The organism is Tunturiibacter gelidiferens (genome assembly GCF_051013345.1).
GTDB lineage: Bacteria > Acidobacteriota > Terriglobia > Terriglobales > Acidobacteriaceae > Edaphobacter > Edaphobacter gelidiferens_A.
This window is the reverse complement of sequence record NZ_CP132939.1, coordinates 5,353,854-5,368,349: the sequence shown is the minus strand read 5'-3', so window position 1 is coordinate 5,368,349 and position 14,496 is coordinate 5,353,854. Positions and strand designations below refer to the sequence as shown.

Below are 14,496 nucleotides of genomic sequence, written 5' to 3'. Positions count from 1 at the left end.
GACTGCGGATCACTGGCGGGCCGCCCCAGTTAGTCCTCCGGGATATCGCTCTGGGCAATTACCAGTGCGCGCGTCTGCCTTCAACCTTGTGTATCGCTAGCAAATTCGAAAAAGACGGCCTCATCCTTTTTCCTTCGACCCCGTGCGCGGAATTGGCCGCGAACTCTGGAAACTCAGCGGCCTGGTTCACGACTGGAGTCTTTCTCCCGATGGCAGAACGCTCGCCGATTTTCCTCATGGTCACAGCATCCACTTTCTTTCCGTTAAGAACGAAGTCGTCAAAGAAGAGAGGACGGTCACACTGGATGAATGGCCGGTTATTAACGGCGACTGGAATGCGGATGGCAGTGGCCTTCTGATCCCGAGCTCTACTCCGGCAGGAACGCCTGTCATTCTGGAGGTCAACAAAGCCGGGAAAGGGTCTGTGGTCCTCGAGGGCGCAGCGCACACACCGATCGAGTTTATGATTCAGGCCCCGGACGGTCGTCACGGGATTCTTGGAGCGATTGTGCATGGCGACAACAATGCCTGGATGGTCGATAACTTTTAAACCGGTCGCAGCAGTTTGCGTACCGATTTGTAATTCTGGATCGGGCTATTATGCTTGTGCACCGCACCCGCTCGCAGGACTTGTATAGATAACTATCAAATCGCCGAATCACTTATCAAAGCGGATCCGTCCTGAGAAGTCGGCCAGTGTTTACAAATCCAGTCCACTTGGCCGAATAACCGGCTATCCGGAAAAGTGAAACCGAACCCGCCTGAAAGTCACGTTTGCGGCAAGTTCAAGGTCGATGTTTCTCATAACTCCGTTTTGCAGCAGTTCAGTTGCGAAGTCGCCGCCGGGCTAGGCCCGTCCGCCGGAATTGAGTGGGAAAAGGTTGGATTTGGCGGCTTGCGCGCGTCATTCCATGACCTCTATTCCGCGCGATTAAGTGAACCATCGTAGTGGATTATGACGGAGAGTGTAGGCAGGACGGTCTTGGCTTCTTCGGGGGTGATCAGGCCTCTGATTTGGAAGTCCTGTACGGAGTTAAGCAGAATTGCCTGTTCTGCCTGTTCTGCCTGGATCGTGGATCCGATGTCTCGCTGGACTTGTTCGTCGCTCTCTTTAGCGATGTTTACAACCTTCTGCGTCGGTCACGACATGGCCTCGTCGCGCTGTTTCAGCATTTCGGCGAGAACGTGGTGGCGGGTCTCTGGCGTGAGGCCTCTTACGCCTCCACATGACCGAAAGCCGTGACCAGGGGGTTGATCGCTGCCAGGAAATTCGGTCGCCGCCGGATTCGACGAGCACAGGATCGATGCCGGCGTTGTCATTCTCCGTGAGATGGTACGAAGGTATATCTGGCCAGCCGCCGGATGGACGCGAAATGGCGTAGCTGCCGGAGATGCCGCCACTGGTACTACCTAAGCCAACTCCGATGTCTTTTGTGCGGACGATGTAGACAATGAGCCTCTCCTCCGAACTCGCCAGGCTGTTGGCGGCAAAGCCGGGAGGCGGAGATTTGGAAAGGAGCATGGCGGAGACACGATGGAGGTGGTTGGAGCCGTCATCCGGGCGCGGCCCGTAGTACCACTGCATGAGGTTTCCAGTCTGCTCGGCGGAAGGCAACATGGAGAGGAGGATGATGGTCTGGACCGGATGAGAACGGGATACATACCCGAGGATATCGGCGGACAGCAGCACTCGCCTTTGAATCAGCGCGTCCAATACTTCTCATAGCGCGTCGTACTGGGGGCGACCCGGCAACTTGGCCTCTCTAAACCTTTTCCAGAGTGAGATGAGTCGCATATTCCGAAGCTTTGCGATTGGTTACGGAAAAGCCAAGCGCACGTAGATCCAGCCCCTTAAACAACGATTCCCCTTGACCGAGCAAAACAGGCACCCACGCGAGATGCAGGGAGTCGATGAGTCCGGCCTTGAGATACTGCCGCACCGTCGAGACGCCTCCTCCAATCTTGACGTCTTTATGGCCTGCAGCTTGCTTCGCGCGCTCGAGCGCTTCGCCGATTCCGCCGGTCACAAAGTAGAAAGTTGTCCCGCCTTCCATGACCAGAGGCTCACGCTCGTGATGTGTCAGAACGAAAGTTGGCGCATGATAAGGCGGGTTGTCGCCCCACCAGCCCTTCCATGAGTCATCCAGCCACGGGCCACGCACGGGACTGAACATATTCCGGCCCAGGATGAAGGCGCCGAAGTTGTCCATCGCCCGATGGGCAAATTCATCGTCGATGTCGCCGGCGGATCCGCCCTCTTGCCCGTGCATTGAGCAGAAGGTCCGCGTATGAAAGAACCACTGAAAGATCTCGGTTCCACGCTTACCAAGCGGATCGCTCAGGCTCTGCTCAACCCCAGCGCTGAAACCGTCGAGCGAAACGGCAAATCCCGCGACACGAATTTGTGACATCTGTGCTCTTTTCTCCTTGCTTCTTGTATGACTTTCTTAACTATGAACGAAGGTGCATCTATCTTGAGGTCTGCTTTCTCCGCTGCTGCTCGCCAAGCTAGCAGACGGACCGCCTCCAGACAAGCACACTGGATTTTCCAAGACGGGCAATATGGCTGAAGCGCTCATCGACCGCAGGTAGGGAACGAAAAGTCGGCACCTCGGAAGTAATCTGGGGTTCGATGAGCGCATTGGCGATTTATCGCGAACTGAGCTGGAGTGGCAGGTTCTGATCCCCGGATTCCCGGCTATCGCACACGACGCTGTTCTTCGTTCGCGGAAGCAAATCGTCCGAAAACCATGGATGTTGCGAACATTCCGGGTTTTTCGGATCATTACCTGTTGCTTTCCCAAAGGAAGTGTGGCATAGTCCTGTTGTAAAGCCAAAGGAAGGTTTTATGGGCGAAAAGCCCGATGTTCTGCAGGGCACGCTGGCGCTGATGGTATTGAAGACGCTCGATGTCCTTGGTCCGCTGCATGGCTACGGCATCGCGCGGCGAATCGAGGAGATTAGCGGAGACCTGCTCGCGGTAAATCAGGGGACGCTGTATCCCCTTTTGCTTCGGCTGGAGCAGGAAAGCGCGATCGCGTCGGAGTGGGGGCTTCGGAAAACAATCGCCGGGCGCGCTTCTATCGCCTTACCCGGGCCGGCCATAAGCTGCTGGAGTCCGAGACCCGGGACTGGGAGCAGACAGCGGCGATCATTGCGCGATTCTTCGAGGTGAAGGCGGAGGATTTGTCATGAGATTCCTGAGGCGGTTTCTGGCGCGGTTTGCAAACTTCGCGATAAGGCGGAAAACCGATCAACGGCTGCGGGAGGAGATGGAGGACCATCTCGCGCTGCAGACGGCGGAGAATCTGCGCGCCGGGATGACGCCGGCGGAGGCGCGCCGCCAGGCGGTGCTGAAGTTTGGCGCGGTCGAGGCGATACGTGAGGATTACCACTCCGAGCAGGGTCTGCCGTTCATTGAAAACCTGCTGCAGGATGTGCGCTTCGCGCTGCGCATGTTTGCCAAGTCGCCGGGCTTCTCGGCCATTGCGATTCTGACGATGGCGCTGGGGATCGGAGCGACGACGGCGATTTTCAGCCTGGTCGACGCCACGTTGCTGCATCCGCTGCCCTACCCGCACCCGGAAGAGCTGGTGCGGATCGAAGACGATCTGCCCGGCGCGGGCGCTACGGACGCGGGCATCTCGATTCCGGAGTTTAAAGATCTGCAGCGTTCGGGAATTTTTCAGTATGTTGTGCTGCAGATTTTCGGGTCGGCGAACCTGACTGGTGCATCGCAGCCATCGCGGATGCAGTATGAGGGGTGTCGCCGGGGTATTTTGCGATGCTGGGGGTGAAACCGGAGCTGGGGCACACGTTCGATCCTCAGGATCAAACGCCGGGGTTCACGCTGGATGTGGTGATCACCGATGGGTTGTGGAAGCGGGCTTTCGGGAGCGATCCGCACATTGTGGGAAGAAGCTTGCGGGGGGACAACGATTTGTATCGCGTGATCGGGGTGATGCCGCCGGGTTTTCGCGACCCGGGGCGAACCGTGGGCGAGAGGAATACGGAACAGTGGGCGGCGTTGGGTTTTGAGGAGGATCCCGCTCGGCGCCCGAACCGCAGTTTGCGGTTGCCCCTGGAAACGGTCGGGCGCCTGAAGCCGGGGCTGACGGTTGCAGCGGCGCAGAGCCAGATGGACGCGTTGGTTGCTTCGTTGCGGAAGCAATTTCCGGACGATTATCCGGCCGACGTCAAGTGGACGGTGCGGTTGGTGCCTCTGAAGGAAAACGTGGTGGGCAACGTTCGGCAGTCGCTGATCCTGCTGTTGGGCGCAGTGGCGCTGGTGCTACTGATCGGCTGCGTGAATATAGCGAATCTGCTGCTGGCGCGGGCCAGCGCGCGATCACGGGAGATGGCGGTGCGCCAGGCGCTGGGAGCGGCACGCAAGCGGCTGGTGCGGCAATTGCTGACGGAGAGCTTGCTGCTTTCGCTCCTGGGCGGAGTGGCGGGGTTGGTGATTCTGTTCTGCATGAAGGGATTCTTGCTGCGGCTGATTCCGGAGAGCCTGCCTCGGCTGAACGACCTGTCGATCAACTGGACGGTGATGCTGTTCGCGCTGGCGGCTTCTATCGCAGCCGGGGTAATTTTCGGGCTGGCGCCCGCGAGGCAGGCAGGGCGGTTGAATCTGGCAAGTACGCTGAGGGTGGAAGGGCGTGGGTCGAAGGGTTCCACGGAGCAGACGCGCACGCGGCGCGTGCTGGTGGTGACGGAGTTTGCGCTGTCGCTGGTGCTGATGGTGGCCGCGGGCCTGCTGCTGCACAGTTTTTGGGATTTGTACAAGGCGCCGCTGGGATTCAATCCGCAGCATGTGATGTCGGTTCAGTTGTGGCTGCCGAGCCCCAACGATCCGAAGACGGACATTTATGGAACGGCTGCTCAGGAGGCAGTGTTTGCGCGCGAATTGCTGCGGCGCAGCCGGTTGCTGCCGGGAGTGCAGGAGGCGGCGCTGGGAGCGGAGCCGTCGATTCCGCTGCACCACGACGGCAACCGGAGCGCGCTGATCGTGGAAGGACGCCAGACACAGAGCAAGCAGCCGCCTTTGGTGGAGCGGTCGCAAGTTACGCCGGAATATTTTCATTTGCTGGAGATTCCGGTGCTGCGGGGCCGTCTGTTCAACGACGGCGACGACGAGAATGCGCCGCTGGTCGCCGTGATCAACCAGGCGATGGCGGAGACTTACTGGCGGGGCGAGGATCCGCTTGGGAAGCGGCTGAGGCTTGGCCGTGGGAGGGCTGGGGTTGGCCAACCTGCGAGCAAGACCTGGATCACGATCGTGGGGGTGATCGCGGATGCTCGAACCGAGTCGCTGGCGAACGCGAGCGTTCCGCAAATCTATCTGAGCCTGTACCAGGAGACGCCCAAGGAACTGGCCATCTTTCTGCGTGGGGGCCTGAATGCGAGCGCGATCCCGGAAGAGGTGCGGGCGATGGTGCAGTCGGTGGACCCGGAATTGCCTGTTTACGGTGCGCAGACGCTCGATGACGCAGTGTCTACATCTTTAGCAGAGCGGCGATTCTCGATGGAGATGGTGGCTTGCTTTGCGGCGACGGCGTTGCTGCTGGCGGCGCTGGGAATTTATGGGGTGATTTCCTATATCGTGAGCGAGCGCACGCGAGACATCGGCATCCGGCTCGCGCTGGGCGCGCAGAGGGGAAGATTCTGGCGATGGTTCTGCGTCAGGGGCTGGGACTGGCGATGGCGGGCGCCGCGCTGGGACTGGTGGGATCGGTGATCGTGTCGCACCTGATGGCAGGGCTGCTCTATGGCGTAATGCCTACAGATCCTCTTACATTTGTTGGCGTCACCCTGGTGCTCACAGGTGTGGCGCTTACGGCCTGTTATATCCCCGCGCGGCGGGCAATGCGTGTCGACCCGATGATCGCACTGAGATACGAGTAGTTTTTGAAGTCCTCGATGTGGCTCGGATTGAAGTGAAAGCATAGGATTTTGCATGAGAATCCTGAGACGGTTTCTGGCGCGTGTGAAGAACTTCGCAATGGGGCAGCGAAGCCGCGAATTCGGCATCCGCATCGCGGTGGGAGCGACACGTGGCAACGTTATGGCCGTTGTGTTCCATCAGGGTCTGGTCCTGACACTCATCGCCACCTCTGTGTAGGTGCAGCGCTGCCGGCGGCTAGAGCACTCACGCAACTGCTCTTCGGCATCAGCCCGCTCGACGCGACAAGCTTTTGCTCGTCTGTCGTTTTGCTGGGATTGATGTCAGTCGCCGCATGTGTCATCCCGGCACTGCGGTCCGTGCGCCTTGACCCTGTTCGTGCGCTGAGGAGCGAATGAGGCAGCCAGTACTTCTGTTTATTCTCAAGGGCGAAATGTACTGCACAGAAACAGCAGACAGGCGCCTTGGAAACTCAGTTCAACTGACGCTAACAGCCCAATGCGCTCATCGAACTATTCAGATCGGTCTATGTCTTCGCCAAGTGGCCGTGTAACCGGCTTCTCGGAAAAGCTGCTCCGTCCGCCCCATATGTCAGACATGCCGACTAATCAGCCAAGTGGAATCGATGGACAACGTACGATTGCCAAGGAGGCGACTATGCAGCAACCTGGCTCCGTTGTCCGGACGGCAGTAAAGTAGCCTTTGAGGATTCCGAATGACTTACTGTCGATCCACTTTGCTCGTTGGTCTCTCTCTCGGCTTTGCATTCTCCTTGGCTCTCGCGCAGGCATCACACGACGCACCGTCCAACGCGCAGCTCTCCAGCCCGGAAATTGAGCGGAAGGTCGATGCGCTGCGCAAGCAAATGACACTCGACGAGAAGATAGGCCAGTTGGTGCAGTACAGCGCCACTGAAGCGCACCCCGAAAAACCTGCCGGCGGCTCAACCGCCGCGCTCAATGTCAACCCTCCCGGCCCTGGAGGGATCGACAGCTACGCCCTCGCGCAAAAAGGTGAGCTCGGCTCCATGCTCAACACGGTCGGGCAGAGTCTTACCAATCACTTCCAGCATGCCGCTGTTGACAACACGCGACTGCATATTCCACTGCTTTTCGGCGCCGACGTCATCCACGGCTTCCGCACCATCTTTCCGGTGCCACTCGCCACCGCATCCAGCTGGGACCCCGCTCTCGTCACCGAGCTCGCGCACATGGCCGCCATTGAGGCCCGCACCGCTGGCGTTAATTGGTTCTACTCGCCTATGGTCGATATCGCGCGTGACGCTCGATGGGGTCGCTGCACCGAGGAGCAGGTGAGGATCCCTTCCTGGGCTCCGCCATCGCTCGTGCCTATATTCGTGGCTACCAAGGCGACAGCCTGTCCGCGCCTGGAGCCGTCGCCGCCTCCGTCAAACACTTCGCCGCCTACGGTGCAGCCGAGGCCGGCCGTGAATATAACACCACCGACATGAGCGAGCTGCAGTTGCGTCAGGTCTACCTGCCGCCCTACCACGCGGCTGTTGAGGCCGGCGCGGCCACTGTCATGTCCGCCTTCAACTCGCTCAACGGCGTGCCCGCGAGCGCTAACCCATTCCTGCTGCAAACAGTCCTGCGCAACGAGTGGGGCTTCGACGGTCTCGTCGTCTCCGACTACACATCCGTCATGGAGCTCAATCATCACGGCATTGCGCTCGATGCTGCCGCGGCCAGCGAGAAAGCTCTTATCGCCGGTGTAGACATCGACATGATGTCGCACTACTACGACGCGGAGCTCCCGGCGCTGGTCAAGTCCGGTCGAGTATCCATGTCTGTCGTTGACGAAGCTGTGCGCCGGGTCCTGCGGGTCAAGTTCGCTCTTGGCCTCTTCGATCACCCCTTCACCGAAGGACAGGAAGTAACCGGAGCCGTCGCCGAGCACCGTCCGCTCGCCCGCCAGGCCGCGGAGGAGTCCTTCGTCCTGCTGCAGAACAATCCCGCTCCCGAAGTTGCCCTCCTGCCCCTCGCGAAGACCACGAAGAAGATCGCCCTTATTGGCCCGCTTGCCGACGATGCCAACGACATGGTCGGTGCCTGGTCCGGTGCCAACAACTTCGGCGATGTGCGTACCTTGCGCGCGACTATGGCGGAACGAGCCCAGCAAAGCGGCGCGACATTCACGTACGCAAAGGGAACCGAGATCCCCGGCACTTCGGACTCCGGGTTCGCCGCGGCTGTTGCCGCCGCACAGAGCTCCGACGTCGCCATTCTCGCTCTCGGCGAGTCGAGCGACATGAGCGGCGAAGCCGCGTCACGTGCTTTCCTGGGCCTGCCCGGGAACCAGCAGCAATTACTTGAGGCCGTCGTCTCAACAGGCAAGCCTGTCGTTCTGCTGATCTTCTCCGGCCGCCCGCTCGTGCTCGATTGGGCCGCTCAGCATGTCTCCGCCATTATGGAAGTCTGGTTCGCTGGCGTCGAAGCCGGCCCCGCAATTGCCGACACTCTATTCGGCGATGTCGTTCCTAGCGGTAAGCTCACCATGAGTTTCCCCCGCGCTGTAGGGCAGGAGCCGCTCTACTACAATCAGCTTCCCACTGGCCGCCCAATCCAGCATGCCGATCCGGCTCACCCCGGCTACATTGAACAAAAGTTCGTCTCTCGTTATCTCGACGTGCCTAACGACGCGCTCTTCCCCTTCGGACATGGTCTTTCATATTCGACGTTTGGCTATTCGAGCGTTTCGCTTTCGACGCAATCCATAAGCTCGGCCTCGCTCATGCACGATCAGAAGAGCCAGCCCATTGTCGCAACCGTGACGGTCACGAATACAGGCAAGCGCCGTGCCACGGAAATCGTCCAGTGCTATGTCAATATCCGAGGCGCCAGCACCGAGCAGCCAGTACGCAATCTCAAGGGCTTTGCTCGCATTACTCTTGATCCAGGCCAGGCTCAGACTGTGAAGTTTCCACTCGGCTTCAACGAGTTGTCCTTCTACAACGCCAAGGCTCAGCAGGTCCTCGAACCAGCCGATTATGCGGTTTACATAGGCGGCAGTTCCACCGCCACCAATGCTGCCCACTTCACTACTACGCCGTAGCTTCAGGCCCGTCTTCTCCAAACGGAGAATGATGCGGCCGGACACACATGTTGGATGATTCGCCTAGCCCCCGGTTCTCATAGATCACTGAATTGGTTCTGACAAGTCGGCGCCGTGGTCAGCTTGGCTCTCAGCTGTTGACTTCTGGGCAATACACACATCGAGCTATTCATATCGATCTATGGCTGGCAACTGGCCTAAAACCGGCTAAGCATCACCAGATTGCCGGCAGCATAGCGTAGACATAGCACGCAGTGACTCTCTTAACCTCATGATCCACCGCATTGAGGGCGGCAATCATGAGGAAGATGTCTACGAGTGGAAGCAAACGCAAGAAGAACCGACCTAAGACCAAACTCGGCATACCTGATCTGGAGTATTCGAAAGCCGCAGTCCTGCGAAGTCTCGCTTCACCTGATTCGCGGCGTGGCTACCAGCACGCAATTGATGAGTTTGTTGCTTGGTACTGCTCTGAACCACGACTGGCATTCAACAAAACAGTGGTTTTGCGCTATCGGTTTTACTTGGAAGAACGCGGTCTTGCGCCTGGGACGATCAACGTGCGCATGGCCGCTGTGCGTCGGCTTGCTTATGAGGCAGCAGATTCGGGTCTGTTGAGTCCCGAACTCGCCGCCGGCATCCATCGAGTCAAAGGCATTCGTAAGCTCGGCTCTCGTTTGGGTAACTGGCTAACGGCGAATGAAGCATTAGCCTTCTGGCAGTCGCCCGATGGCCGGACTCTCACGGGAAAGCGTAATCGAGCGATGTTGGCTATCTTGCTTGGTTGCGGACTGCGCCGCCGCGAACTCTCAGAGCTGACGTTCGATAGTTTGCAGCGCCGTGAAGAACGTTGGGCCATCGTGGATCTCGTTGGCAAGGGAAGACACATACGAACCGTTCCCGTACCGAATGGGTGAAAGAAACTCTCGATGCATGGTTAGAGGCAGCTGGCATCAGTAATGGTCCGTTATTTCGATGTGTCTGTCGAGCAGGTAAGCTCTGGGGCCACGGCATTTCAGAAAAGACGGTGTGGCACGTCGTCAAGAAGGCTGCCATGAGCCTGGACATTCCACGGTTGGCGCCACATGATCTTCGCCGCTCGTGCGCACGACTCTGCCATGATGCTGGCGGCGAACTGGAGCAAATCCAGTTCCTTCTTGGGCATGTCTCAGTGCAAACAACCGAACGCTACATTGGCTGCAAGCAACATTTGAGAATCGCTGTAAACGACCGCCTTGGCATCGAACCCGGCTGAGTTTCACAACTTGACGAGAAGCCGACTATTGGTCCAAGTGGATTAAGCTCCCGTTGGCCGATGATTAGGGAGCTAAGTCACGCGAAGGACGCCCCTTATTCCCAATCCGTATTCTAGGGGGATAAAGTTGCGCTACAGAGTTTTGAGGAATGCAATCAAGTCTTTCTTCTCCTGTGCAGAGAGTGTGAGCCCGAAGGGATGCCCTGTGACGGCGTAGGTCTTTTTGCCATACGGCTTGAAGCCAGTAGGTATGTAATCTTCGTTCAGACGATTGGGGTCGAGCCAGTCCTCGAGCGTTGCGCACCATCCGCTGTGGCCGAACATACTCCGGTACCAGACGCCTTTGAGCGAAGGGACTTTGTAGTACCCAGTGCCGCGTCTGGTCTTGAGGGTGAGACCGGGATCCGTGCCTACGGAGATCGGAAGGATCTCGTACTTCGCCCGATGATCGGCGGGAACGGCGAATCCCTCTGCGGGCGTCAGCTTGTTGTTGGAATATAGAGGCGCGGTGTGGCAGAAAGAGCAGCCTTCGCGTTTGAACAGCTTTTCACCGCGCGCGGCTGCAGCGTCGAACTTGTTCGGGTTCGGCGGCGGCTTTAGCGAATAAACATAGAGCGCCATGGCGTAAAGCTGTTCGTCGCTGTAGCGGCCGTTGGCAGCCATCGCCGGGCCGGTGGGATTAGGCAGTTTTTTGAAGTCGGGAACATCGGCGGGAATGAAGCCGTCAAAGCTGGCGATGAAATCACCCCCTGGTTGAGCGCTGCATATCGCATGAGATCGACGATGGAGCGCTGTTGCTGAAGCCCTGTGCGATCGAGGTAGTGCCGGTCTTTGACGCCAATGAGGTCTGGAACCTGTACCGGAGTGAACTGGCTGGCGCGGTGCCGGGAGATGACTCCTGGCGGAATCGTTTGAAGGATCTCGATCATTTCATCGGCAGTCATGTCTTTTTCGACGTCCAGAGGATCGGGATGAAGCCATGACACCGCGTATAGCTGCCGGTTGAGAGCAAACAGGAGGGGTGCGGGCGTGTGTGAGAGGGAAGAGTATTTTGCCGCGCGCTCAAAGGGAAAGTTGCCCTGTGCGCCTTTAAGAGTCGCTCCGTCCGGCATCACGCGGGTGTGGCACATCGCGCAGGCGAATAAGCCTAGTTCGACCTTTCCTTTTTCGCGAATGATGTAGTTCACGAATGGTAGTACTCCATTTTTGGTGATTGGCATGCCGCTGCGTTCATACCAGGCCGCATTGCTGACATCAGCCAGCGCGATAAACCCTTGGTCGACGGAAGTTCCTTGCGGCGCTGAAAAGACGATCTCGCCCGCTTTGATCCAGTCGGCCTCGGTCTCGAGCTTTGGCTTATGAGAGGCGTCGTCCCAGACGATTAAGGGGTCCTGCTTTTTGAGCCACTCCATGTATCCGGCGGGTTCGCGGCCGGGTGCGTAGACGGGATACTGCTTGTAAATCGGTCGCACTGGGATTCGGTAGTAGTAGTCAGCCTGGGCATGTTTTGGGGAGCCTATGGGGTTGGCCAGCGGGACTTCAAGCGTGGACATCGCTGCGTCGTCCCACATCTTTGGGACGGTCGTTACCTTTACGTGAGGAGATTGGCAGAACGATCCAACGCGAGGCAGAAGCGCTAGCCCGATGAGTGTTATTCTCGCGACTTGGCGCATGGTGTGAAGAGTCATGGCAGTTCCTGTCTCTCGCCCAACGATAAGCATTCCGTGAGTTCACTATCGGCCCTACTGCCGATGGCGGCCTAGTATAAATGCGACATTTTCGCGCACTTTCCACCAGGAAGGCCTTAGAATACGGTTGCTGGTCAGAATGTTAGTCGTCGTTTGCGGGCTCGTAGAGATGGAGGGCACATCGTGCGCACGATTCAGAGGGCGATGCCGCGGGCCGAACTCAAGGATTTTGTGAGGGTCTTTGCACTCCGCGACATGACACGCACTGATGGCGAATATACGCAACCCAATATGGCGTCACTCGAACACATCATGGCGTTCGAGTTCGGTGATTCGATAACGATAGAGTACGGTCCGGGCAAAAGCATGCTCGCTCCGAAGATTCACGTTCGCGGGTCGCAGACCTCTCCGTACGGGCGCGCTTACTTCACCGGCCGGCATTTTGCATTCGGAATATTTCTCAGACCCCTTGCCTCATGGCAGCTCTTTCGAATCCCCCTTGCGACACTCGCAGACGAAAACTTTGACGGCAGGGATCTGCTTGGAAACGGCATTCATACCTTATGGCTGAGATTGGCAGAGAGCAAAACCTTTGAACAGCGGATTGGGGTGGCCGAGGATTACCTACTTCCTTTTGCAAGGAATGCGCGTGCTCAAACTTCCATCATGAGCAGTGCGCGGCATACCTGTCGCGTTAAGGGAGCAGTTCGCGTTGAGGAGTTGGCGCATAACAGCGGATTGAGTCTTCGACAGTATCAACGCCGGTTTGAAATGGAGATGGGGTTCACGCCCAAGCTCTTTGCGCGGATCACCCGCTTTCAAAGTGCCCTTGATACAAAACGCCTGTCGCCGCGCCGTTCATGGCTAAGCGTCGCTCAGGAACTTGGCTACTTCGATCAGATGCACATGATCCGGGATTTCCAGAGCCTCGGCGGCAACGTTCCCAGCCAGGTAATTCAGCAGAGCGGAGATCTGCAGCCATGGTCCGTGGCTCCGGAGAACCTATACGATTTTCCCGAGCCACGATCTGCACCTTCAGATCAATTTAGCCACTAAGGCAGAGTGGAAGTTACTATCACCCCGAGTGTACTGGATATACGGAAGCAATCCATGTGGACGAATAACCGGCTTCTCGGAAAGGTGAAACCGAACTGCCTAAAAAGCCGGGTTTCTATGAGCAGGTCATTTACGTCAAGGTTTTTTTGTTTTTTTCTTCATAGCGTTATTGTCTCTTTGTCTTTGCTGCTGTTGGTTATGGTTGTTCCGCGTTGTTGTTCTCCGCCGTGTTTCTATTCGCACTTTGAGTGAGCCGTTTGGCTCTGTGTCGGTTGGAGTCAGTCGGAGAAGTCGATGCTGCCAGTTTTCGGACGGCCTTACGAAGGCCCACGCCGACACGCAGTCACCGCGATGCGGGGTTCAGCAACATTCTGCCTCTCGCGCTTGAAGAGCGCTTTCACTCTGCTTCAATGCATTGATGTTCGTAAGAGTCGCATACCACTTAACAACCTTTCCTCCATCATCACGGAGAGGAAAATCGCGATTCAAGAACCACAGATAGGTTCCATCTGCGCGGCGGCAGCGCAACTCCTGCTCAACGGGTTGCCCTGCGGCCAATCCCGCCCGCCAATTGGCCACCACTCTGTCAATATCTTCGGGGTGTATCGAACCTGCCCAGCCCCAGCCAAGCCCCTGTTCCATGGTAAAACCGAGGTAATTCAGCCAACTCTCGCTGAGAAAATCACACGATCCGTCGGGCAAAGCGGTCCCCACAAAGGCGGGCATTACATCAATGAGGGTCCGAAGCTCTCTCTCGCTTTTCCGAAGTGTTTCCTCTGCTCGTTTTTGCTCATCGATGTCAATCAAGATCCCATACCACTGAATGATCTTCCCGTCGGAATCACGTAAAGGTTCGGCTCCTGCTTGATGCCATCGATACTCCCCATCCGCACGCCTTGTGCGGTGTATCACCCCGTATGACTCTCCGCTTTCGATTGCCTGGAGAAATGCCCTCGCGGTCTTTTCTCGATCATCAGGGTGAATGAAGCTCAACCACCCGACCTTTGCGCGTTCTTCTGAGGAAGCCCCGCAGTATTCAAAGCATCTTGGAGATTGATGAGTGATTTCTACGGTTGGCGACATTGACCATGCCATTGCGGGCATCGTTTCGATGATGCCAAGGAGTTCACGCTCTCGCGCATGAAGCGCACGTTCAGTCTCTTTCAATGCATCGATATTCGTAAGAGTCCCGTACCACTTAAGCACGTTCCCTCCGCTATCACGAAGAGGGAAACTGCGAAACAGAAACCAGTGATAGGATCCATCCGCGCGCCGGCAGCGAAGTTCATGCTCGGCGGGAACACCCGCGGCAACTGCGGGCCGCCAATTGCCCAGCACCCGGTCAATGTCCTCGGGATGTATTGCACTCGCCCACCCCCAGCCCATCCCCTGTTCTCTGGAGAACCCCGCATAGTCCAACCAACTTTCGCTTATGAATCGCCTCATAAGAGTCCGAAACTCCCTCTCGTTGCCGGACCATCTCCTCGGCTCGCTTCGGTTCGTCTATGTCAAAATTCACCCCG

The 14,496-nt window shown here is 57.7% G+C and carries 12 protein-coding genes and 3 pseudogenes; 10 read left to right on the top strand and 5 right to left on the bottom strand.

What is annotated here, in order from left to right:
• The first annotated feature begins 142 nt into the window (after positions 1-142).
• Complete coding sequence (locus tag RBB80_RS27010) at positions 143-550, top strand: hypothetical protein (RefSeq protein WP_433965326.1); 408 nt, start codon at positions 143-145, stop codon at positions 548-550.
• Between the two features lie 561 nt (positions 551-1,111).
• On the opposite strand, the gene RBB80_RS27005 is transcribed toward RBB80_RS27010, so the two are convergent.
• Entirely contained in the window at positions 1,112-1,714 is a 603-nt protein-coding gene (locus tag RBB80_RS27005) for a hypothetical protein (RefSeq protein WP_433965325.1), read from the bottom strand.
• 49 nt (positions 1,715-1,763) lie between these two features.
• Positions 1,764-2,411 (bottom strand): dihydrofolate reductase family protein, encoded by a 648-nt coding sequence (locus tag RBB80_RS27000; protein WP_433965324.1) that lies wholly within the window; start codon positions 2,409-2,411, stop codon positions 1,764-1,766.
• A 437-nt stretch (positions 2,412-2,848) separates the two neighbouring features.
• Here RBB80_RS27000 and RBB80_RS26995 point away from each other — a divergent pair.
• The 8 genes and pseudogenes from RBB80_RS26995 (at position 2,849) to RBB80_RS26960 (ending at position 10,229) form a co-directional block, all read left to right on the top strand.
• Positions 2,849-3,195: pseudogene (locus RBB80_RS26995) on the top strand (PadR family transcriptional regulator).
• A 77-nt stretch (positions 3,196-3,272) separates the two neighbouring features.
• The gene (locus tag RBB80_RS26990) at positions 3,273-3,797 is read left to right on the top strand and encodes a permease prefix domain 1-containing protein (RefSeq protein WP_433965323.1); all 525 of its coding nucleotides are present in this window, start codon (positions 3,273-3,275) and stop codon (positions 3,795-3,797) included.
• Positions 3,785-5,904 (top strand): annotated as a pseudogene (locus RBB80_RS26985) (ABC transporter permease). Before RBB80_RS26990 ends, RBB80_RS26985 begins: the two are co-directional and overlap by 13 nt.
• Positions 5,905-5,956: 52 nt before the next feature.
• Positions 5,957-6,121, top strand: coding sequence for an FtsX-like permease family protein (locus tag RBB80_RS26980; RefSeq protein ID WP_433965322.1), 165 nt, complete (start codon positions 5,957-5,959; stop codon positions 6,119-6,121).
• 496 nt (positions 6,122-6,617) lie between these two features.
• Positions 6,618-7,687, top strand: a pseudogene (locus RBB80_RS26975) (glycoside hydrolase family 3 N-terminal domain-containing protein); the annotation flags it as partial.
• Between the two features lie 18 nt (positions 7,688-7,705).
• On the top strand, positions 7,706-8,974 hold the full coding sequence (locus RBB80_RS26970) for a glycoside hydrolase family 3 C-terminal domain-containing protein (protein WP_433969891.1): 1,269 nt from the start codon (positions 7,706-7,708) through the stop codon (positions 8,972-8,974).
• A gap of 308 nt (positions 8,975-9,282) precedes the next feature.
• Positions 9,283-9,891 (top strand): tyrosine-type recombinase/integrase, encoded by a 609-nt coding sequence (locus tag RBB80_RS26965; RefSeq protein WP_433965321.1) that lies wholly within the window; start codon positions 9,283-9,285, stop codon positions 9,889-9,891.
• Positions 9,888-10,229 (top strand): tyrosine-type recombinase/integrase, encoded by a 342-nt coding sequence (locus tag RBB80_RS26960; RefSeq protein WP_433965320.1) that lies wholly within the window; start codon positions 9,888-9,890, stop codon positions 10,227-10,229. The genes RBB80_RS26965 and RBB80_RS26960 overlap by 4 nt, the downstream gene beginning before the upstream one ends.
• 132 nt (positions 10,230-10,361) lie before the next feature.
• Here RBB80_RS26960 and RBB80_RS26955 read toward each other — a convergent pair whose 3' ends face one another.
• Together RBB80_RS26955 and RBB80_RS26950 are read right to left on the bottom strand one after the other, a co-directional pair.
• Positions 10,362-10,850: a hypothetical protein gene (locus tag RBB80_RS26955; RefSeq protein WP_433965319.1), complete on the bottom strand. Its 489-nt coding sequence runs from the start codon at positions 10,848-10,850 to the stop codon at positions 10,362-10,364.
• The gene (locus RBB80_RS26950) at positions 10,826-11,782 is read right to left on the bottom strand and encodes a hypothetical protein (protein ID WP_433965318.1); all 957 of its coding nucleotides are present in this window, start codon (positions 11,780-11,782) and stop codon (positions 10,826-10,828) included. Before RBB80_RS26950 ends, RBB80_RS26955 begins: the two co-directional genes overlap by 25 nt.
• Before the next feature lie 318 nt (positions 11,783-12,100).
• Here RBB80_RS26950 and RBB80_RS26945 point away from each other — a divergent pair, with 318 nt between their 5' ends.
• On the top strand, positions 12,101-12,973 hold the full coding sequence (locus RBB80_RS26945; protein WP_433965317.1) for a helix-turn-helix domain-containing protein: 873 nt from the start codon (positions 12,101-12,103) through the stop codon (positions 12,971-12,973).
• Positions 12,974-13,333: 360 nt separating this feature from the next.
• Here RBB80_RS26945 and RBB80_RS26940 read toward each other — a convergent pair whose 3' ends face one another.
• Positions 13,334-14,419, bottom strand: coding sequence for a PAS domain-containing protein (locus RBB80_RS26940; protein ID WP_433965316.1), 1,086 nt, complete (start codon positions 14,417-14,419; stop codon positions 13,334-13,336).
• Between the last annotated feature and the right edge of the window lie 77 nt (positions 14,420-14,496).